Origin of the sequence: Bacillus sp. MT(2024), from assembly GCF_036362845.1 — a bacterium.
Taxonomy (GTDB): Bacteria; Bacillota; Bacilli; order Bacillales; family Bacillaceae; genus Bacillus; species Bacillus velezensis.
On sequence record NZ_CP143632.1, the window covers coordinates 1,780,492 to 1,801,596 of the forward strand.

Sequence of the window (21,105 nt, forward strand, 5' to 3'; positions counted from 1 at the left end):
AACATCACCTATAATGAGACTAAGATAAGAAAAGGAGGAAATTGAGATGAGTGATAACATTCGCCGCTCAATGCCTTTATTTCCAATTGGGATTGTCATGCAGTTAACAGAACTTTCTGCCCGGCAAATTCGATATTATGAGGAAAATGGATTGATATTTCCAGCGAGAAGCGAAGGAAATAGACGATTATTTTCATTCCATGATGTAGATAAACTGTTAGAAATCAAAAATCTGATTGAACAAGGCGTCAATATGGCGGGGATCAAACAAATTCTGGATAAGGCATCTGCCGAACCGGAAGAAAAATCCGAAAAAACCGCCAAACCGATGAAGCACAATCTGTCTGATGACGAACTCAGAAAGCTTCTGAAAAACGAACTGATGCAGGCAGGCCGTTTCCAGCGGGGAAATACTTTCCGCCAAGGTGACATGTCCCGATTCTTTCATTAATCCGTTAGCAACTGTTTTGCTATATACATTTACCTTTTAGAGGAGGAGTTTTACGAAATGGCAAAGTACACAAGAGAAGACATCGTAAAATTAGTAAATGAGGAAAACGTAAAGTATATCCGCCTTCAATTCACAGACATTCTCGGAACGATTAAAAACGTGGAAATTCCTGTGAGCCAGCTTGAAAAAGCACTTGATAATAAATGCATGTTCGACGGTTCTTCCATCGAAGGTTTCGTCCGTATCGAAGAGTCTGATATGTACTTATATCCTGATCTGAACACTTTTGTAATCTTCCCGTGGACGGCTGAAAAAGGTAAAGTAGCACGCTTCATCTGTGACATTTACAATCCGGACGGCACGCCGTTCGAAGGTGACCCGCGTAACAACCTCAAACGGATTCTGAAAGAAATGAAAGAACTCGGTTTCAGCGATTTCAATCTTGGACCTGAGCCTGAATTCTTCCTGTTTAAATTAGATGAAAAAGGCGAACCGACGCTTGAATTGAACGATAAAGGCGGATACTTCGACCTGGCTCCGACTGACTTGGGAGAAAACTGCCGCCGCGATATCGTGCTTGAGCTTGAAGAAATGGGCTTTGAAATCGAAGCATCTCACCATGAAGTTGCTCCGGGTCAGCACGAAATCGATTTTAAATATGCCGGTGCCATCCGTTCTTGTGACGACATCCAAACTTTCAAACTGGTTGTCAAAACGATCGCCCGCAAACACGGTCTGCATGCGACATTCATGCCAAAACCGCTGTTCGGCGTAAACGGTTCCGGTATGCACTGCAACCTATCACTCTTTAAAGATAACGTTAACGCATTCTTTGATAAAGACGCTGATCTTCAGCTGAGTGAAACAGCAAAACATTTCATTGCCGGTATCGTAAAACACGCGACAAGCTTTACGGCTGTCACAAACCCGACAGTGAACTCTTACAAACGCCTTGTTCCGGGCTATGAAGCACCTTGCTACGTGGCATGGAGCGCACAAAACAGAAGCCCGCTGATCCGTATCCCGGCTTCCCGCGGCATCAGCACGCGTGTTGAAGTCCGCAGCGTAGACCCGGCGGCAAACCCGTACTTGGCGTTAAGCGTATTGCTTGCAGCAGGCCTTGACGGAATCAAAAACAAACTTGAAGCACCGGCTCCGATTGACCGCAACATCTACGTCATGAGCAAAGAAGAGCGCATGGAAAACGGCATCGTAGATCTTCCGGCGACACTGGCGGAAGCTCTCGACGAATTCAAATCAAACGAAGTCATGGTTGCAGCGCTCGGCGAGCACCTGTTCGAACACTTCATCGAAGCAAAAGAAATCGAATGGGATATGTTCCGCACGCAAGTTCACCCTTGGGAGCGCGAACAGTACATGTCTCAGTATTAATCGCTCAATCCCTTGGCACTATTGGTGTCAGGGGATTTTTTGATTTTGTCATAAGATTAAGAGGTCGATATTTTGGTCCTTGACCAAAATATGACCAAAAAAAATTGAAGTTATGAATCTAACTCCATAATTGAGGCCACGTATTAATTGTAATCCCTTATTCGGTTTAGGATGAAGGCTACATGAAGCCAATTATGCTCTAAAATTGAACCGGCCATTTTTATTTTCAAAAAGCAGGAGCAGGAAATTCATCAATTTTGATACGAAGTAAACTATAAGGTTTCTGTCGTAAGTCTTCTCCATAATGAAATCTAGCTTGCCGATGTAATTGGTTCACGATGACGTATAAGTATCCATCCGGACCAATCGAAAAAGTATCCGGCCATAAAATTCTCGGATCATGTGCGATCGTTTCCATTGTGCCATTCGGCAGCATCTTTCGAATACTATTGTTCTCATAATCTCCGGCATAAACGGCTCCTTTTGCATCTGTAATCATTCCATCAGACGCGCCTTTTTCTCCCCAATACGCCACATAATAAAGTAAATCCATGTCCGATATATTTCTATCTCTCAGGGCTTCTGTTGAGATAGAGAACAAATGGCGGCTGGTCAGGGGACAAAAAAATAATACCTTTCCGTCAGGAGAGATCGCAATACCGTCGGATGCCAGCCTAAATGGGGAAGTTGAACCATCCCTGTTACGATTCATCAAAATTTTGCCTTCTACTTTCGGTATAAAAGAGGAATCCGGTGAAGTTGGATTTGCTCCATTTAACCGTCTAAATGCGTTTCCGGTTTCTAAATCAACGACGATAATAGCTCCTGGTCCTTTGGAAGAAGAATCCGTTATATAGGCATAACCTGCAGTTCCAACACGAAAATCAAATCGGACATCATTCAGGTAAGTTGTTGGAAGGACAACATCTTCTGTAAAGGTATACACTCTTCTGATTGTATTGGTTTTTAAATCAACAGCGACTAATTTTGCCCCGCCTTTAATTGGTTCAGAAAAATTGGGCGCCGCTGTATCTAGTATCCAAAGCGTTCCTCTTCCATCAGCAACTACACTTTGGACACTGATGAAAGTCATTTTGATATTCTCAGGGTTAACCAAATTGGTTTGTAAATCAGGATAAGGCTGCAATTTATCCCCAATTATTTCCGCAACCGTAAATTTAACATCGTCTCCCCATTTCGGAAAACAAATGAATATACGACCGGTTTCTGAGACAGTAACACCGGTAGGCATAGCTCCATAAAATGCATAAACCAGTTCTAAATCACCAAAATATTTTTCAAAAGGCAGCATAGGTTTCATAATATCCTCCTCAACCAATTAAACGGGATATCACTTATATATGATTCGCATTTTTTCAAGTGCATGTTTCTTAATAAGTTTTACTAAACAAAAGATGATGGAAGTGCTTATCATTTAATAAATCAGTCAGGTGACACATGGGGTTTTTACTTAACGTCTGTCGAAGCAGCCGGCAATTACAACATGGTACGTCCTTTGGTCGGTTTTAAATTCTCTGAAAAAAGAGTTGAAAAAGCAGAAAAGATTTTATAATATGAAATCAAGTTAGTTTGTTCGATCAACAAACTAATAAAACCACTTTAATTGCCCATCATGTAAAGGTCTTAAATGGGAGGGGGATAAGAGGCTCGATTTAATTGGAGGTATATAAAAAGTGAAAGCCAAGCTTTTATCCTGTTCACTATGATGAAAATGCTCTGTGAAAGTAAATCGCTATCATTTTTTTGAAAGCGCTTTTATAAAGCCTTCACTGGCCGATAAAATTGAAGAAATGTTATACCATTTCATAATGTTCCTTATGTAAAGGATCGAAAAGGGGAGGAAATCATGCTCAGTGAAAATGTAAAGAAGATCAGCATGGTTGAAAAAGTTGGATATGCGTCTGGAGATTTTGCATGTAATTTAATTTATGCAACAGTGTCTACTTATCTTTTGTTCTTCTATACAGATATATTTGGTTTACCGGCAGCAACAGCCGGTACGATGTTTTTAGTGGTTAGAATCATCGACGCTCTCGCTGATCCTTTTATCGGAACAATAGTTGACAGAACAAATAGCAGGTTTGGGCGCTTCAGACCGTATCTTTTATTCGGAGCTTTTCCATTTGTCATATTGGCAATACTCTGTTTTACAACCCCGGATTTTTCGGATATGGGGAAATTAATATATGCTTATATCACCTATGTCGGCTTGTCGCTTACATACACAATGATAAACGTGCCATATGGCGCGTTAACCTCTGCAATGACCCGAAATAATCAAGAAGTTGTTAGTATAACGTCTGTCCGTATGTTATTTGCGAATCTTGGGGGACTTGTCGTTGCATTTTTTGTTCCCTTGCTGGCTGCTTATTTAAGCGATACTTCCGGCAGCGAATCTCTTGGCTGGCAGCTAACCATGGGTATTATGGGAGTTATAGGCGGGTGCCTTTTAATCTTTTGTTTTAAAAGCACAAAAGAGCGTGTCACGCTTCAAAAATCTGAAGAAAAAATTAAATTATCGGATATATTTGAGCAATTTCGTGTTAATCGGCCTCTAGTTGTATTAAGTATTTTCTTTATTATTATTTTTGGAGTGAATTCAATCAGTAATTCGGTTGGCATCTATTACGTAACGTATAATTTAGAAAGAGCGGATTTAGTGAAGTGGTACGGTTTGTTGGGAAGTTTGCCTGCTTTGGTCATTTTACCGTTTATTCCAAAGCTTCATCAATTATTAGGGAAGAAGAAATTACTAAACTATGCATTATTACTGAATATGATCGGCCTCTTAGCTTTACTGTTTGTTCCGCCAAGTAATGTATTCCTGATACTTTCCTTTCGATTGCTGGCCGCTGCAGGAAGTCTCACTGCCGGGGGATATATGTGGGCGCTTATTCCTGAAACAATCGAATATGGAGAGTATAAGACCGGGAAAAGAATGGGCGGTCTCATATACGCTATTATCGGATTTTTCTTTAAATTTGGCATGGCCTTGGGAGGGGTTGTACCGGGTTTGGTTCTAGATCAGTTTGGATATGTGGCAAATCAGGTGCAAACGCCGGAGGCATTGACGGGAATTTTAATTACAGCAACCATTATTCCCGTGTTCTTACTGGTTCTGGCCATGATTGATATTAATTTCTATAACTTAGATGAGAAAAAATATAAAAACATGGTTCGAGAATTAGAGAATAGAGACAAAGTTTATTTGGATCATATTGACGATTTCAAAGCTTAAAACATGATGAGTCAACAGAAAATAGCTGAGGAGGAGTTCAAAATGAAGATTATCAATCCAGTACTTAAAGGATTCAACCCCGATCCGAGTATTTGCAGGGTGGGAGAGGATTATTATATCGCTGTATCTACATTTGAGTGGTTTCCGGGAGTCCAGATACACCATTCAAAAGATTTAGTCAATTGGCACTTAGTTGCACATCCATTACAGAGAGTTTCGCAATTAGACATGAAAGGAAATCCTAATTCAGGCGGGGTCTGGGCGCCATGTTTAAGTTACAGCGACGGAAAGTTTTGGCTTATCTATACGGATGTTAAGGTCGTAGATGGCGCCTGGAAAGATTGCCACAATTATTTAGTGACTTGTGACACGATTGATGGTGATTGGGGGGAGCCGATCACATTAAACAGCTCGGGTTTTGATGCTTCTTTGTTCCACGATACGGATGGGAAAAAATATTTATTAAATATGTTATGGGATCAGCGTATTGATCGGCACTCCTTTGGAGGCATTGTCATGCAGGAATATTCTGATAAGGAGCAAAAACTGATCGGTAAACCGAAAGTGATATTTAAAGGAACTGAAAGAAAGCTGACGGAAGCGCCGCACCTTTATCATATCGGGAACTATTATTATTTATTAACCGCAGAAGGAGGAACGCGGTTCGAACACGCTGCTACAATTGCCCGTTCTGCAAATATCGAGGGGCCATATGAAGTTCATCCCGATAATCCAATCTTAACGTCATGGCATGCGCCGGAAAACCCATTGCAAAAATGCGGGCATGCATCTATTGTACAAACACATACAGATGAGTGGTATTTAGCTCATTTAACGGGACGTCCTATTCATCCGGACGATGATTCAATTTTTCAGCAGCGAGGTTATTGTCCTTTGGGCAGAGAAACAGCTATTCAAAAGCTCTATTGGAAAGATGGCTGGCCTTATGTAGAAGGCGGAAAAGAAGGGAGCTTGGAAGTAGATGCACCTTCTATACCTGAAACAATGTTTGAAGACACGTATCCGGAAGTTGATGAATTTGAGGATGCAGCATTAAATATTAATTTTCAAACATTAAGAATCCCTTTTACGGAGAAATTAGGTTCATTAACTCAAGCGCCAAATCATTTACGATTATATGGCCATGAATCCTTAACTTCGACGTTTACTCAGGCATTTGTAGCCAGACGCTGGCAAAGTCTCCATTTTGAAGCGGAAACGGCTGTTGCGTTTTATCCGGAAAATTTTCAGCAAGCCGCTGGTTTGGTGAACTATTACAATACAGAGAACTGGACGGCTCTTCAAGTCACGCATGATGAAGAACTTGGCCGTATTCTTGATTTAACGATATGTGATAACTTTTCTTTTTCACAACCGTTAAAAAATAAAATTGTAATTCCCCGTGAAGTCAAGTATGTCTATTTAAAAGTGAATATTGAAAACGAAAAATATTATTATTTCTATTCATTTAACAAAGAAGATTGGCACAAAATCGACATTGCATTGGAATCGAAAAAATTATCAGATGATTATATCCGAGGCGGGGGATTCTTTACAGGAGCTTTTGTAGGGATGCAATGCCAAGATACGAGCGGTAATCATATTCCGGCCGACTTCAGATATTTTCGTTATAAAGAAAAATAATGTGCACAAGAAAAAGGAGCTTCTATTTTAGAACTCCTTTTTCATATCGTGTCCTATGTGAAAAATCCCTTCAGAAAGACTCCTGTTCAGTATGAAAAATAACAAAAACTAAAAAAACAGCGTAAAACTTAATGATTAACCATATCAAGAAAATGATCAATAACAATGGAGGACATTCCTAACGCGGGTGCGTTTTTTCCTAAGAAAGATGGTAATAATTCATAGCTATTGCCCAATTGGGAATAAACCCTGGACGACACTTCGCTTTTAATTGAATTTAAAACTATAGGATGCGATTCTATTATGCTGTTTCTTAAAATGATGGCTTGTGGATTGAATGTATTCAAAATATTGGTAAGGCCTATTCCTAAATAGAATCCAAAATTCTGTAACACATGTAAAGTTTCAATATCATTCAGGTGGGCGAGGTCTATGATATCTTGAGTGGACACTTTTTTCTCTTTCGTCTGAAGAGATGTTAATAAAGCCTTTTCTGAAGCATACAATTCCCAGCAACCTCGGTTTCCGCAGCTGCATTTCGGACCATTAAAGTCTATTGTCATATGTCCCATTTCTCCAGAGAATCCGCTTACCCCTCTATATAAATGGTTGTCGATAATAACACCGATTCCTATTCCAGTACTGATGCTTGCATAAATCATGTTATCGTGATTTTTTGCAGCGCCGAATACTTTTTCTCCATATGCGCCGGCATTTGCCTCATTTTCAATAAAAACAGGCACATTGAACTTCTCTTGGATGAAAGGTTTTAAGTCAATATTTCTCCAATTGGAGTTCGGAGTGAAAACAATTTTTTGATTATCATCAATTAGCCCGGGCACGCATATCCCTATACCAATAAGCTCGTACGGAGATTGTGGCATATGTGTAATAAAGTGATGAATCATATCTATTAAAATGTCTTTCGTTATTTCTGGAGAATTGCATTCTAAATGGTGGTGTTGATCAAGAACAATTGTCCCTTCAAGGTCTGTTAAAATGCCGTTAATATAATCCACACCTACATCTATTCCTACGGAGTATCCTGCCTTTTTATTAAAAACAAGCATGACAGGTCTTCTGCCGCCGCTTGATTGTCCCTGACCGATTTCAAATACAAGATTTTCTTTCATTAACGTGTTTACCTGTGATGAAACAGTCGATTTATTTAATCCGGTCATTTCAGATAATTTTGCTCTTGAAATAGGTGAGTTTTTAAGGATTTCTTTTAATAATAACTTTTGATTTACTTTTTTGACAAAGGTTTGATCTGCGATATCCACTTCATCCACTCCATTTGTATAACCTTTAAATTAAGTTGAAATTTTTGTGTGTTCAATATGAAACAAAGTACATAGCGAAACGTACCTTTATTATAGCGAATGTGTTCATAAAAAACTAAAAAATATTGAAAATACGGATGAGGTTATATAAGATGAAAATAAGTTAGTTTGTTTAGACAACAAACTAATATACAATGTAAATTTATTTTAAGGGGGAAATCACATGGTTCAATCTCATTCTGGTTCAGTCGGCTATTTTGAAAGCGTAAACAAAGTGATTTACGAAGGGAAAGATTCCACTAATCCTTTAGCATTTAAATATTATAATCCTCAAGAAGTAATCGGCGGAAAGACAATGAAAGAGCATTTGCGGTTTTCTATTGCCTATTGGCATACATTTACCGCTTACGGCACAGATATGTTTGGCGCAGCTACGATGCAGAGACCGTGGGATCACTATAAAGGCATGGATCTGGCGAGAGCGAGGGTAGATGCAGCGTTTGAGATGTTTGAAAAACTGGATGCGCCATTTTTTGCTTTTCATGACCGGGATATCGCACCGGAAGGAAGTACGTTAAAAGAGACGAATCAAAATCTGGATATAATCGTGGACATGATAAAAGACTACATGAGAACAAGCGGCGTTAAGCTATTATGGAATACTGCAAATATGTTCACGAATCCCCGTTTCGTCCATGGTGCCGCGACTTCTTGTAATGCAGATGTATTTGCGTATGCCGCAGCCCAAGTAAAAAAAGGATTAGAAACAGCAAAAGAGCTTGGCGCTGAGAACTATGTATTTTGGGGCGGACGTGAAGGGTACGAAACTTTGTTAAATACAGATTTAAAATTTGAGCTTGATAATATGGCCAGATTTATGCATATGGCAGTGGATTATGCGAAGGAAATCGGGTATACAGGGCAGTTTTTGATTGAACCAAAACCAAAAGAGCCGACCACCCATCAATATGATACGGACGCAGCAACAACCATTGCCTTTTTAAAGCAATACGGCTTAGACAATCATTTTAAATTAAATCTCGAAGCCAATCATGCCACATTAGCCGGGCATACATTCGAACATGAATTACGCATGGCGAGAGTGCATGGCCTTCTCGGCTCTGTTGACGCGAATCAGGGTGATCCGCTTTTAGGCTGGGACACAGATGAATTTCCGACAGATTTATATTCTGCGACATTAGCAATGTACGAAATCCTGCAAAATGGCGGTCTTGGAAGCGGAGGATTAAACTTTGACGCAAAGGTCAGGAGATCTTCTTTTGAGCCTGATGATTTACTATATGCCCATGTTGCAGGGATGGATACATTTGCAAGAGGATTGAAAGCCGCACACAAGTTAATCGAAGATCGTGTGTTTGAAGATGTGATTCAACACCGTTACCGCAGCTTTACTGAAGGGATTGGCCTTGAAATTGCAGAAGGAAGAGCTGATTTCAAGACGCTTGAGCAATATGCGCTGAACAATCAGCCAATTAAAAACGAATCAGGGAGACAGGAACGGTTAAAAGCGATATTAAACCAATACATTTTACAGGTATAACAAATGAAAAAAGAAGTTCCAGATCCCGCTGTAAAAAGATGCAGGCAGCCAAGTTCCCAATTGCCCGTCATGAAGTTACTGTTATGGCGGGTCATTTCAATGGGGATCTATTTAGAGAGGAAGGAGTGAAAAAATGAAGTATGTCATTGGAATAGACCTTGGAACGAGTGCCGTTAAAACCATTTTAGTCAATCAAAACGGCAAGGTTTGTGCAGAAGCGTCCAAAAGTTATCCGCTCATCCAAGAGAAGGCGGGGTATAGTGAGCAAAATCCTGAAGACTGGGTGCAGCAAACAATTGAAGCATTGGCTGAGTTGGTTTCTAAATCCAACGTTCAAGCTAAGGATATTGACGGAATAAGCTATTCAGGACAAATGCATGGGTTAGTCCTGCTTGACCAAGATCGGCAGGTGCTGCGTCATGCGATTCTTTGGAATGATACCAGAACGGCGCCTCAATGCAGCAGGATAACCGAGACATTTGGCGATCATCTGCTTGATATCACAAAAAATCGTGTCCTTGAAGGGTTTACATTACCTAAAATGTTATGGGTAAAGGAACATGAGCCTGAATTTTTTAACAAAACCGCTGTTTTTCTGCTTCCGAAAGACTATGTGAGATTCCGCATGACCGGCGCCGTTCACACCGAATACTCCGATGCGGCAGGAACGTTACTTTTACATATGACCCGCAAAGAGTGGAGCGATGAGATTTGCAATCAATTTGGTATTTCAGCAGAAATTTGTCCTCCGCTGGTTGAATCCCATGACTGTGTAGGATCGCTGCTTCCGAGCGTTGCGGCGAAGACAGGGCTGCTCGAAAAAACAAAAGTATACGCTGGGGGAGCAGATAATGCTTGCGGTGCTGTCGGAGCCGGTATTCTTTCTTCGGGAAAAACATTATGCAGTATCGGGACGTCAGGAGTCATACTTTCCTGTGAAGAAGACAAAGAAAGGGACTTTAAAGGGAAAGTGCACTTTTTTAATCATGGAAAGAAGGATTCTTTTTATACGATGGGAGTTACGCTCGCTGCAGGGTACAGTTTGGACTGGTTTAAAAGAACGTTTGCGCCGAACGAATCGTTTGAACAATTATTGCAGGGCGTGGAATCTGTTCCGATAGGAGCAAATGGACTGCTGTACACTCCTTACTTGGTCGGTGAAAGAACGCCGCATGCTGATTCATCTATTCGGGGAAGCTTGATCGGAATGGACGGAGCCCATAAAAGAGAGCACTTTTTGAGGGCGATAATGGAAGGCATCACATTCTCTTTATATGAATCAATTGAGCTATTCCGCGAAGCGGGAAAATCAGTTGATACGGTTGTCTCTATTGGCGGGGGAGCTAAAAATGAAACGTGGCTTCAAATGCAGGCTGATATTTTCAATACGAGGGTGGTTAAGTTAGAAAATGAACAAGGTCCGGCCATGGGGGCTGCGATGTTAGCCGCCTTCGGAAGCGGGTGGTTTGACTCTCTTGAAGAATGTGCAGAGCAGTTCATTCATGAAGCAGCTGCATTTTATCCAAAAGAACAAAATGTTCAAAAATATAAAACATTATTCGAGTTGTATAAGAACATTTACGCTCACACAAAAGATCTCAATACAGCTTTAAAGAGATTTCGACAAACCTAATTTTCAGGAGGTCAGTTGAGGGATATCAAAGCAACGGCAGCGCTAATGTAACTTCAAATGTGTTAGCTATTGAAGGAAACTGATAAGCATTCTTGTAAGTTGTGACTGCATCAGTCTAAACTCATATGACGATGAATTGAGAAGTATACACACAAATAATCCCCTCACATTGCGTGAAGGGACTCAACTTCAGGAGTTCCTTAGAAAATGAAGAAAGAACCTCGCCAAATTGGCCAGGTTCTTTTTATATTGCACAAAAACAGACACGGTGATATAATCAGAACACGCACGCTTTTTGTGTGAAAGGTCATAGTTATCCATCTTATATTATGATTATATCATGCTGAAAAGCTCTTGTCAAATTTTTTTGAAGGGGAGATATAGAATGAGTTCTTTGGTTCTCGGCATTCACGAAATTGAAAAAACACAGCCTTTGCTCATTGGAGGAAAAGGGTTACATTTAGGGGAATTATCAAAAATTCAAGGAATACAAGTACCGGAAGGATTTTGTGTCACAACCGCAGGATATCAAAAAGCCATTGAACAAAACGAAACGTTACAAGCGCTGTTGGATCAACTGACCATGCTGAAAGCGGAGAATCGCAATCAAATTAGTGAAGTCAGCAAAAAAATCCGGCAAACCATTATGGAAGCAGAAATTCCTTCAGATGTAGTCAAAGCAGTCGCTTGCCATCTCTCCCGGTTCGGCGAAGAACATGCCTATGCCGTACGTTCCAGTGCGACAGCTGAGGATTTACCGCATGCCTCTTTTGCCGGTCAACAAGACACCTATTTAAATATTACCGGCCTCGATGCGATCTTGCAGCATATCAGTAAATGTTGGGCGTCCCTATTTACGGATCGCGCGGTCATTTACCGTATGCAAAATGGATTTGATCACAGCCAAGTTTATTTATCCGTTATCATCCAAAGGATGGTGTTCCCTCAGGCTTCGGGGATTTTATTTACCGCTGATCCGATGACCGGAAACCGAAAGCTGCTATCCATTGATGCCGGTTTTGGACTTGGTGAAGCACTTGTCTCCGGCTTAGTCTCTGCCGATTGTTATAAAGTACAGGACGGGCAAATCGTCGATAAGAGAATAGAAACTAAAAAATTGGCTATCTATGGACGAAAAGAAGGCGGAACAGAAACACAGGAGATCGCTCTTGACCAGCAAAAGATTCAAACACTGACTGATGAACAAATTTTACAGCTGACACGTATCGGGAGACAGATCGAAGCTCATTTCGGCCAGCCGCTAGATATCGAATGGTGTTTGGACCGCGATACTTTTTATATTGTCCAAAGTCGTCCGATCACAACGTTATACCCCGTTCCTGAAGCGAACGATCAAGAAAATCACGTCTATATCTCTGTCGGTCATCAGCAAATGATGACGGATCCCATAAAACCCCTTGGATTGTCTTTTTTTCTGTTGACGACTGCTGCACCCATGCGTAAAGCCGGCGGAAGGCTATTCGTTGATGTCACACATCAACTGGCATCCCCTAATGTCAGAGAAGTTTTCTTAAAAGGCATGGGGCAGCACGATCCGCTCTTAAAAGACGCACTTATGACCATAATAGAGCGGCATGATTTCATTAAGCCGATACATGATAAAACGGCGCCGATTCCCGGCAAAGGCAATGCAGATATGCCGGATCAAGCTGAAAACGATCCGGCAATTGTTTCTGATTTGATTAAGAGCAGTCAGGCATCGATAGAAGAGTTAAAACAAAACATCCAGACGAAATCAGGATCTGATTTATTTCGTTTTATTTTGGAAGATATCCAGGAATTAAAGAATATTTTATTTAATCCAAAAAGTTCGGTGCTGATTCGAACTGCAATGGATGCTTCATCATGGATTAACGAAAAAATGAACGAGTGGTTAGGTGAAAAAAACGCAGCAGATACGCTTTCTCAATCTGTACCCCATAATATTACTTCAGAAATGGGGCTTGCGCTATTGGACGTCGCCGATGTGATCCGTCCTTATCCAGAAGTAATTGCCTATTTAGAGAATGTAAAAGATGATCACTTTTTGGATGGGCTGGTGAAGTTTGAAGGCGGGCGGGAAACCCATGACGCTATCTATGCTTATCTCAACAAGTACGGAATGCGATGTGCCGGAGAAATTGATATCACAAGAACTCGATGGAGCGAAAAACCAATTGCACTTGTCCCTATGATTCTTAATAATCTCAAAAACTTTGAGCCAAATGCCAGCCAGCGGAAATTTGAGCAGGGGCGGCAGGAGGCGTTGAAGAAAGAACAAGAGTTATTAGACCGATTGAAGCAATTACCGGACGGTGAACAAAAAGCCAGAGAAACTAAACGAATGATCCAAATCATCCGGAACTTCAGCGGATTCAGAGAATATCCAAAATACGGCATGATCAGCCGCTACTTCGTTTATAAGCAGGCTTTACTGAAAGAAGCCGAACAACTCGCAAAAGCGGGGGTTATTCATGAAAAAGAAGACATATACTATCTCACTTTTGAAGAACTTCAGGAAGTCGTACGCACAAATAAATTGGATTACCAAATCATCAGCACACGAAAAGGCGAGTACAAAGTATATGAAAAACTATCTCCGCCGCGTGTTATCACGTCTGACGGTGAAATCGTTACAGGCGAGTACAAACGAGAAAATCTCCCGGCCGGAGCGATTGCCGGGCTGCCCGTTTCCTCGGGAGTCATAGAGGGCCGGGCACGGGTTATTTTAAACATGGAAGATGCCGATTTGGAAGATGGGGATATATTAGTTACCCCCTATACTGATCCCAGCTGGACACCATTGTTTGTGTCCATAAAAGGCCTGGTCACTGAAGTTGGCGGACTGATGACCCATGGAGCGGTTATCGCGCGTGAATACGGCTTACCTGCAGTTGTTGGAGTTGAAAATGCAACCCAATTGATAAAAGATGGGCAGCGAATCCGCGTTCATGGAACAGAAGGCTCTATTGAAATATTATAATAGCGGGTGTGTGCACGTCACCAGCTATTTCCCGCATATTAACTGACAAATACCGAACAAAAAGAAAAGCCGGAACCTTTCAGAAGAGGAATCCGGTTTTTTATGTGAAAATGATTTAATGTGAGAACACCGCATTTTGTGGGCGGACCCTTACAAAAAAGATTCAGTGACTAAATCTAACGATGACAATTTTATAAAGGTGAGTAATATCCTTTTTAAGTTCACAGCCTCTGTAATCCTGATGAATTAAAAATGCCTTAGTTTTTTAACAACTATTTAGGGGTTTTGTTCATGAACAAGTCTTTATTCTGAATTGAATTGTTCGCCTTATTCTTCATAGCGGCAATATTGGCGCAGGCAGGGGAGAAAACTCTCCCGCTTACCAGAGTGAAAATAAAAAATGTTTATCTTAGATAGATTTTTTTAAAAAGTAAAAACGCCATAAAACTTCTTATGGCGTCTGTCCGAACTAAGGGATGCAATGTTTGGGAGACGAATATAAATCGTCAATGTGCTAGAAAAGGAATGCAGCACCTACAATGATTAACAAAATGAACAGCACAACGATCAATACGAAAGAACTTCCACCGTAATTTCCACCGTAGTTCCCCATATTATTGCCACCTCCTGTTGTTAGGATAGTACATAATATGCCGGACGATAAATTTCGACATAGATTTAAGTCTAAATAAGAAAAAATGGATATTAAGCCTAAAATGAAGAGCTTCTAAGAATATGAAATAATGGAAAGAGAGAAATGGATGGGACGGGTTGCTGTTTAAAGAGGAGGGATATGGCTCAACATGCAATAAAACTGTGTATGAAAGTGGTGAGCCATGAAGTTACTTCATCATGCAGAGCCACATACGAAGAGGTACAGGGAAATTATAGTTAACGAAAATATTCATCATTTCCCGGGCAAGCGCAGTATACGACAAATCAAAACAAATCACAAAGGGACAGAAGGTACGATACAAGGAGGCTGCTTGCGGGTTTGTGGTGCAGATAAAGTTTCCGTTTCAAAAAGGTCATATGTTTATTCGACACTTTACTTTTATTTCTGCAGAATGCTTGGAAAAGAAAGTCGGCAAAACTGCCGACTTTCCTAACGGAATTTAGATCTCAACAGATCTAAAGAAACCATCGACACTATCACCGGTGCCGCTATCATATTTCAGGATGTATTCTCCTTTTTGGTTAACGCTGAATTCTTGAATGAACGTTTTCCCCGCATTTAGTGTCGTAGAGGATATAAGGAAGAAGCTGCCTGATTGAGTGAGGTATAACGATGACCAGGGCGGCTGCGGATCAACTGAAACGAAGTATATTCCCAGGCAAGGAGTATTTCTTTAACGTGAAACTTTTATAAAGCATTAACGTATTACTTTATAAAGGTAAATAAGGAGGCTTCTGAATGGGATTAAAAAATTTCTTTAATACTGAGTTAAAATGCTCTATCTGCGGAAAAACATTAAAATCAGGGGATGAGATAACAGCTTATCTTACACTTCCGAGTGAGAAGAAGATGCCTGTGGGTAGAATGGACAAAGTGTTAAGCAAACACTCTGATAAGGTCTGCTGTAAAAAGTGCAGTGAGTAGGTTTTTAGTGTTATGAGGAACCTCTGGTGGGTTTCCTCATAACAGCTACGCTTCGGCAATGAATGACCTGGAATTATATTGGTATCAGGGTTAGTCCAGGCAGTACTTGCAAAATGTATGTCCGCCGAATGGTCTGTAAAGTTTCTTTTCTGAACTAAATGACAAAGTCTTATTCAGTCTGGGTGGGGCGCTGAGCAAGAATAGAGATTAAAGGCTGCCGTATCATTCCCGGCAGCCTTAATGATTAGGAAGTAAAATCGATAACCATGCGGCCGGTCACTTTACCTTGCTCCATTTCTTCAAAAATATCATTCACATCTTCGATCGGGCGCTTTGTCACTTTAGGTACAACTTTACCGTCCGCAGCAAATTGAAAAGCTTCCTTCAGGTCTTCTCTGGTACCTACTAATGAACCTACTACCTGAATTCCATCTAACACGAGACGGGGAATATCTAAATCCATTTTGTCCACCGGTAAACCGACTGCGACTACACGGGCTCCTGCTTTTACAACATCAATCGCTTGATTGAAAGGGGTTTTAGAGACAGCCGTGATGACCACAGCATCAAGCCCTAAATCGTTAGTCACTTCTTTTGCCTTAGCGACGGGGTCTTCGTTTAAACTGTTTACAACCGCATCAGCGCCTAAGCTCTTAGCAAAATTCAATTTTTCATCGCTAATGTCGAAAGCAATCACTTTAGCGTTAAAGACGTTTTTTGCATATTGAACAGCCAAGTTGCCTAAACCGCCGACTCCAAATACACCGATCCATTGACCTGGTTTAATTTCACTGACTTTAACCGCTTTATAAGTTGTTACACCTGCACAAGTAATGCTGCTTGCTGCTGCGGGATCTAAATTTTCCGGCACCTTTATTGCATAATCAACCGCTACGATTGCTTCTTCAGCCATTGCGCCGTCAACTGTATATCCGGCATTTTTTACATCCCGGCACAAGGTTTCCCGGCCAGTTAAGCAATATTCACAGCAGCCGCAGCTTTCAAACATCCAGGCAATAGAGACGCGGTCACCTTTTTTCAGGCTTGTTACGCCTTCACCAATCTCAGTCACAATGCCTATTCCCTCATGACCTAAAGTGACGCCAGTAACATCCCCGAAATCAGCATTTTTAACATGCAAGTCAGTATGACATACACCGCAGTATTCCATCTTAACTTTGGCTTCACCATGTCGCAAAGGACGTAATTCTTTTTGTACGATCGCTATACTTTTGTCTTTTGTTGCTACTACAGCTTTCAAATCATACACCCCTTTCAAATATTCGCAGAAAATTTTTACTTATCTTACAATTTAGCACACTGCTCTTCTTTTGAAAACCCTTACATTTTTTTGCGGACAAGTGTCTCTACAAAAATTGAGGGAGCTATGCAGGGAGGATTCTACGGATGATTTGTCATCCGAATGGTGTATAAATGGGGGTTTGTCATCTCCAAATGCACAGAATGCTTTGCTTTTGTGGTCATAATCTTTCTATAGATATTTGACTTGCACTGCAGAGAATTACACTGGCAGGATATGATTTTACCTTTAGTGAAAAGAATTTTACGGGTAATCATTTGAACTTGAGCACGGCTGATAAGGTGAATGGTGATGCAAACAGAAATCATTACTTATTGATCACAAAAGAAGCAGGCTGCGGAGACGTGTGGATTAAAGACTTTTACGGATTCGAACACGATGAGCCGGATGCAGATTGGTGAGCGATATACAGTCAAGGTATTTCCTTGACCTTTTTTATGGGTATACTGATAATTAAAAGTAATCATAGTATACTAAAGTTACAATAAAAGTAACGAAATACAAATTTTAAGGAGTTGCATAAAATCATTCTTTTAAAGAGAAGGGGATCAGGTTGGATCAGTTAATAAATCCTACGAAACATTCTTTTTATTTTAGGCTAAGTAAACATGACTGTTATAAAGTTAGAACAGGAAAGTGCTCCTTAGATTTAACTGATAAGGAATTTAAAGCTTTAGAAGGCGAAGAGCATGAATATGCATTAAAATGCAGAAGATTGGCTGCGCACTACATAAAACCGGACATGCATAAAAAACATTCAGGAATATATGCAAGCGTAAATGCTTGCGGTCATATTTCGTTTAGTGATGGTCAGCACAGGATGTGTATCTGCAAAAGGTCAGGTGTCGATAAATTACTTATTCATTTATCAAACAACGGAGATTATATATGTCATATATGCCAGGACAAAAACAAAAAATTAACAGTTAAAGAAAAATTGAAGCAAAGGTTTTTTAAAAAGGATTCGAATAAACTTGCAAGAGAAAATGATTTTATTGATGATGAGTTTTTTGATTAAACCAATCTTTTATTTCAAATGGAGGGGTACATTTGGGTATACTCAACTTTTTCAAGAACAAAGTTAAAAATGAACAAAATGAGAATAAAAATAATAATATGAACACTGTTGGCGTTAATAACGAAACAGAGATGGTATCGAAAAAAGAAAATTTCCCAATCTTGATTCAAGAGACAGGCTTCTCAAGGAAATATGAAGAAAATTGTGCATTTTTCGAGTATATAGACTTTAAGGTTGCAGGAACATCACACTATCAAAAAGATATTAAGAAAGCCATCAAGACGGAGGATGAAGACAGCTTTTTCTTCGATGAAAAATATGATGGTATGACAAATAAAGAGATTCTAGAATCAACTTTTGATGAGCCGATATTTATTTATCATAATTCCCTTTTCTCAAATTGTGAATTGCGGTTAGAAGAGAACAACAAGTACGATCCGGAAGCTATAGCTGTCTATGTAAATGATTGCAAAGTAGGACATGTTCCTCGAAAGAATTTTCAAGAAGGCAAGAAATACATTTACGATCAGTTAAAGAGTGGTATAAGTCACCCGATATCAGCAAGTTTGTATGGAGGGAAATATAAAGTTAACCGCGATGATACAAAGATTGAAACAGGAGAAACAGATTATAAAATTGAATGTCAAATAGTGATTAAAACAGACAAATAGACAATAAAACTACGATATTGTAAGTGCGAAGTAAATGAACGGGGCGGTGACTTGAAGCTGAATTCAACAAGATTAAAGAGCTATACCTACACATTGGCTTTTTCAAGTTTGTCGTATGGTTTGATTTTCGGGATATATATGTTTGTATACTCGGGTTTTGTGCCAATTGCATTAGTTACTGTAGTTATCATTGCTTTTTACGCATTGATTACTTACCTTTTGTTTGCTGTTCCTGTGCAACTATGGCTAAGAAAGAAGCCTAAAAAGTTTAGTTTGGTTCATCTTTTCATTTATACCGCAGTCGCTTTTTTAGCTGTGTTCTTGTTCTGGCACATAGGTAATCCGCCAATTGATTTCACGGTTTTCAGAAGTTTCATTTATTACATAATGAGCATTGCTGCTGCGTTCATATATTGGTACTGGGACTCTATATTTCTGAGAAATTACAATGTTCACCGGAAGTAAAGCTGATGTTCCCAAAAGAAAGCGGGTGAGGAAAAATGGAATACATTGAGTTGACTAGGGACAATATTGATGACAATCATATTTGCTGTGCGTTAGGTACGAAACAATATGAGGATGCGGTAAATGAAAAGAAGAGCTGGCTCAAAGATCGGATGAGTGATGGCTTGGTGTTCTACCGCCTAAACGAACGGGCCAAAATTTTTATTGAATATTTACCTGCAGAAGAAGCGTGGGTCCCGGTAAGCGCACCTAATTTTATGTTTATTAATTGCCTTTGGGTCTCAGGTAAATATAAGAATAACGGACATGCGAAACACTTGTTAGAAAAATGTGTGTCAGATGCAAAATCCCGCGGTATGGATGGGATAGTTCATATAGTGGGGAAGAAAAAACTCCCTTATTTAAGTGATAAGCATTTCTTCGAGCATATGGGATTTGCTGTGCAAGATGAAGCAGAACCCTATTTTCAGTTGGTGTCACTGACGTGGAAGGAACATGCACATCCTCCTGTATTTAAAAAACAGGTGAAAAGTAATTCCGTTAATGATGAGGGAATCATAATATTTTATACAGCTCAATGCCCATTTGCAGTCGGAGTGTTAAAGGATTTAAAGGAACTGACTGAAAAGAAAGGGCTTCATTTTCAGGCCCTGAGAATAACGTCAAAAGATATGGCGCAAAAATCCCCGGCAGTTTGGACGACTTTCAGCGTGTTTTATAATGGGACATTTCTCACTCATGAGATGATGAGCGTAAATAAGTTTGAAAAAATACTGAATAAGCTTTTAATGGCTTAACTTTGTTTTATTACTATTGCTCGTTTCTATATTCGATACTGAGGGTTTTTCAGGAAAATTGTTCAGTACTTTACATTGCGGGCGGCAAATGAATGATTATTGTTTTTGACAAAGATGATAACACCCATCATTATAGTAAAAATAGATTGTGATAAGTTCTTCAACAAACGAAGAAGTTCTTTTCAAAGGTCGATAACAATGAAACAGGAGACTGCAAATGCAAAAAATTGAAACCCATCGCTTAATTTTAAGAAATTTTACCGAGAAAGATGCGCAAGGTCTGTTGGAATATTCGGCACATCCGAGAGTGAATTGCTTTCTTGATGACAGAATATCTACGTTAGAAGAAGCTGCCGTAAACGTTCAAAAAAGAAGCCGAGATGACTCTTATATTGCAGTTTGTTTAAAAGACAGTAATGATCTAGTCGGAGAACTATTTTATTTAAAAGAAGAGCCAGATACCTATTCCGTTTGTTGGAATTTTAATGCCCGTTTTGAAGGGATGGGATACGCAAGTGAAAGTGCGAAGGCTTTCTTTGAGTATCTCTTTATGCAAAAAGAAGCAAGAAGGCTTTATGCATATGTTGAAGATGATAACTGCAGGTCACAAAAACTATGTGAGAGATTAGGAATGCGTAAAGAAGGTTATTTTCTTGAATTTATTTCATTTACTGCACACGAGGATGGAACACCTAAATATGAAAACACATACCAATACGCATTGCTAAAGAAAGAATGGTTAAAACAAAAACATAGTTAATAGAATTTGTGGGGAAATAACCTCTCCTTTACTGAAAAAACCCTGCTGAAAGCAGGTTTTTTTGTATTTAGGTTACCTAGTAACGATCAAAAAGATTCAGCCTGAAGGTTGGGAAAAACATGAAAATCATTATAGCAATGTTGTAAAATTAGAGAGAGGATGATTGTGATGGACATTTTGCAGTTTAACGACAGAAGGAGCGGGAAGTAATCGAATCAGCAATGTTCAATTCATTTTGATGCATTTAAAGAAGCGCTTGAGGATGGA

18 protein-coding genes are annotated in these 21,105 nt (G+C 39.9%); 14 read left to right on the top strand and 4 right to left on the bottom strand.

What is annotated here, in order from left to right:
- Window positions 1–46: 46 nt before the first annotated feature.
- Both VP472_RS08705 and glnA read left to right on the top strand, forming a co-directional pair.
- Window positions 47–451: a MerR family transcriptional regulator gene (locus tag VP472_RS08705; protein WP_007410366.1), complete on the top strand. Its 405-nt coding sequence runs from the start codon at window positions 47–49 to the stop codon at window positions 449–451.
- A 57-nt stretch (window positions 452–508) separates the two neighbouring features.
- On the top strand, window positions 509–1,843 hold the full coding sequence (gene glnA / locus VP472_RS08710) for a type I glutamate--ammonia ligase (protein WP_003154048.1): 1,335 nt from the start codon (window positions 509–511) through the stop codon (window positions 1,841–1,843).
- 226 nt (window positions 1,844–2,069) lie between these two features.
- Here the strand turns inward: glnA and VP472_RS08715 are convergent, their stop codons facing one another.
- Window positions 2,070–3,164, bottom strand: coding sequence for an L-dopachrome tautomerase-related protein (locus VP472_RS08715; protein ID WP_146276824.1), 1,095 nt, complete (start codon window positions 3,162–3,164; stop codon window positions 2,070–2,072).
- A gap of 546 nt (window positions 3,165–3,710) precedes the next feature.
- Between VP472_RS08715 and VP472_RS08720 the strand changes: the two genes are divergently transcribed.
- Window positions 3,711–5,102 (top strand): MFS transporter, encoded by a 1,392-nt coding sequence (locus VP472_RS08720; RefSeq protein WP_060386956.1) that lies wholly within the window; start codon window positions 3,711–3,713, stop codon window positions 5,100–5,102.
- 42 nt (window positions 5,103–5,144) lie between these two features.
- Window positions 5,145–6,746 carry a xylan 1,4-beta-xylosidase gene (gene xynB, locus VP472_RS08725; RefSeq protein WP_077722365.1) on the top strand — a complete coding sequence of 534 codons (1,602 nt, stop codon included), beginning with the start codon at window positions 5,145–5,147 and terminating at the stop codon, window positions 6,744–6,746.
- Window positions 6,747–6,874: 128 nt separating this feature from the next.
- Here xynB and xylR read toward each other — a convergent pair whose 3' ends face one another.
- Window positions 6,875–8,029: a transcriptional repressor XylR gene (gene xylR / locus VP472_RS08730; RefSeq protein ID WP_146276826.1), complete on the bottom strand. Its 1,155-nt coding sequence runs from the start codon at window positions 8,027–8,029 to the stop codon at window positions 6,875–6,877.
- Window positions 8,030–8,252: 223 nt separating this feature from the next.
- Between xylR and xylA the strand changes: the two genes are divergently transcribed.
- The 3 genes from xylA (at window position 8,253) to ppsA (ending at window position 14,206) form a co-directional block, all read left to right on the top strand.
- Window positions 8,253–9,590 (top strand): xylose isomerase, encoded by a 1,338-nt coding sequence (gene xylA, locus VP472_RS08735; protein ID WP_077722367.1) that lies wholly within the window; start codon window positions 8,253–8,255, stop codon window positions 9,588–9,590.
- 133 nt (window positions 9,591–9,723) lie between these two features.
- Window positions 9,724–11,223: a xylulokinase gene (xylB, locus tag VP472_RS08740; RefSeq protein WP_146276828.1), complete on the top strand. Its 1,500-nt coding sequence runs from the start codon at window positions 9,724–9,726 to the stop codon at window positions 11,221–11,223.
- Window positions 11,224–11,608: 385 nt separating this feature from the next.
- Complete coding sequence (ppsA, locus tag VP472_RS08745) at window positions 11,609–14,206, top strand: phosphoenolpyruvate synthase (RefSeq protein WP_146276830.1); 2,598 nt, start codon at window positions 11,609–11,611, stop codon at window positions 14,204–14,206.
- A gap of 514 nt (window positions 14,207–14,720) precedes the next feature.
- Here ppsA and VP472_RS08750 read toward each other — a convergent pair.
- Window positions 14,721–14,819, bottom strand: a complete 99-nt coding sequence (locus tag VP472_RS08750; protein WP_003154037.1) for a YjcZ family sporulation protein — start codon at window positions 14,817–14,819, stop codon at window positions 14,721–14,723.
- An 801-nt stretch (window positions 14,820–15,620) separates the two neighbouring features.
- Between VP472_RS08750 and VP472_RS08755 the strand changes: the two genes are divergently transcribed.
- A complete protein-coding gene (locus VP472_RS08755; protein ID WP_003154035.1) occupies window positions 15,621–15,806 on the top strand; it encodes a hypothetical protein in 186 nt (61 codons plus the stop codon).
- Window positions 15,807–16,050: 244 nt separating this feature from the next.
- Here VP472_RS08755 and adhP read toward each other — a convergent pair whose 3' ends face one another.
- Window positions 16,051–17,067 (bottom strand): alcohol dehydrogenase AdhP, encoded by a 1,017-nt coding sequence (adhP, locus tag VP472_RS08760; RefSeq protein WP_020955863.1) that lies wholly within the window; start codon window positions 17,065–17,067, stop codon window positions 16,051–16,053.
- Between the two features lie 317 nt (window positions 17,068–17,384).
- On the opposite strand from adhP, the gene VP472_RS08765 reads away from it, so the two are divergent.
- The 6 genes from VP472_RS08765 (at window position 17,385) to VP472_RS08790 (ending at window position 20,838) form a co-directional block, all read left to right on the top strand.
- Entirely contained in the window at window positions 17,385–17,528 is a 144-nt protein-coding gene (locus VP472_RS08765; protein WP_165698139.1) for a hypothetical protein, read from the top strand.
- Window positions 17,529–17,680: 152 nt separating this feature from the next.
- On the top strand, window positions 17,681–18,145 hold the full coding sequence (locus VP472_RS08770; RefSeq protein WP_077722372.1) for a hypothetical protein: 465 nt from the start codon (window positions 17,681–17,683) through the stop codon (window positions 18,143–18,145).
- Between the two features lie 32 nt (window positions 18,146–18,177).
- Window positions 18,178–18,816 carry an HIRAN domain-containing protein gene (locus tag VP472_RS08775; RefSeq protein ID WP_146276832.1) on the top strand — a complete coding sequence of 213 codons (639 nt, stop codon included), beginning with the start codon at window positions 18,178–18,180 and terminating at the stop codon, window positions 18,814–18,816.
- Window positions 18,817–18,867: 51 nt separating this feature from the next.
- Complete coding sequence (locus VP472_RS08780) at window positions 18,868–19,281, top strand: UPF0715 family protein (protein WP_146276834.1); 414 nt, start codon at window positions 18,868–18,870, stop codon at window positions 19,279–19,281.
- Between the two features lie 35 nt (window positions 19,282–19,316).
- The gene (locus VP472_RS08785; protein ID WP_153986661.1) at window positions 19,317–20,078 is read left to right on the top strand and encodes an N-acetyltransferase; all 762 of its coding nucleotides are present in this window, start codon (window positions 19,317–19,319) and stop codon (window positions 20,076–20,078) included.
- Between the two features lie 217 nt (window positions 20,079–20,295).
- Window positions 20,296–20,838 (top strand): GNAT family N-acetyltransferase, encoded by a 543-nt coding sequence (locus tag VP472_RS08790; protein ID WP_077722376.1) that lies wholly within the window; start codon window positions 20,296–20,298, stop codon window positions 20,836–20,838.
- The last annotated feature ends 267 nt before the right edge of the window (window positions 20,839–21,105 follow it).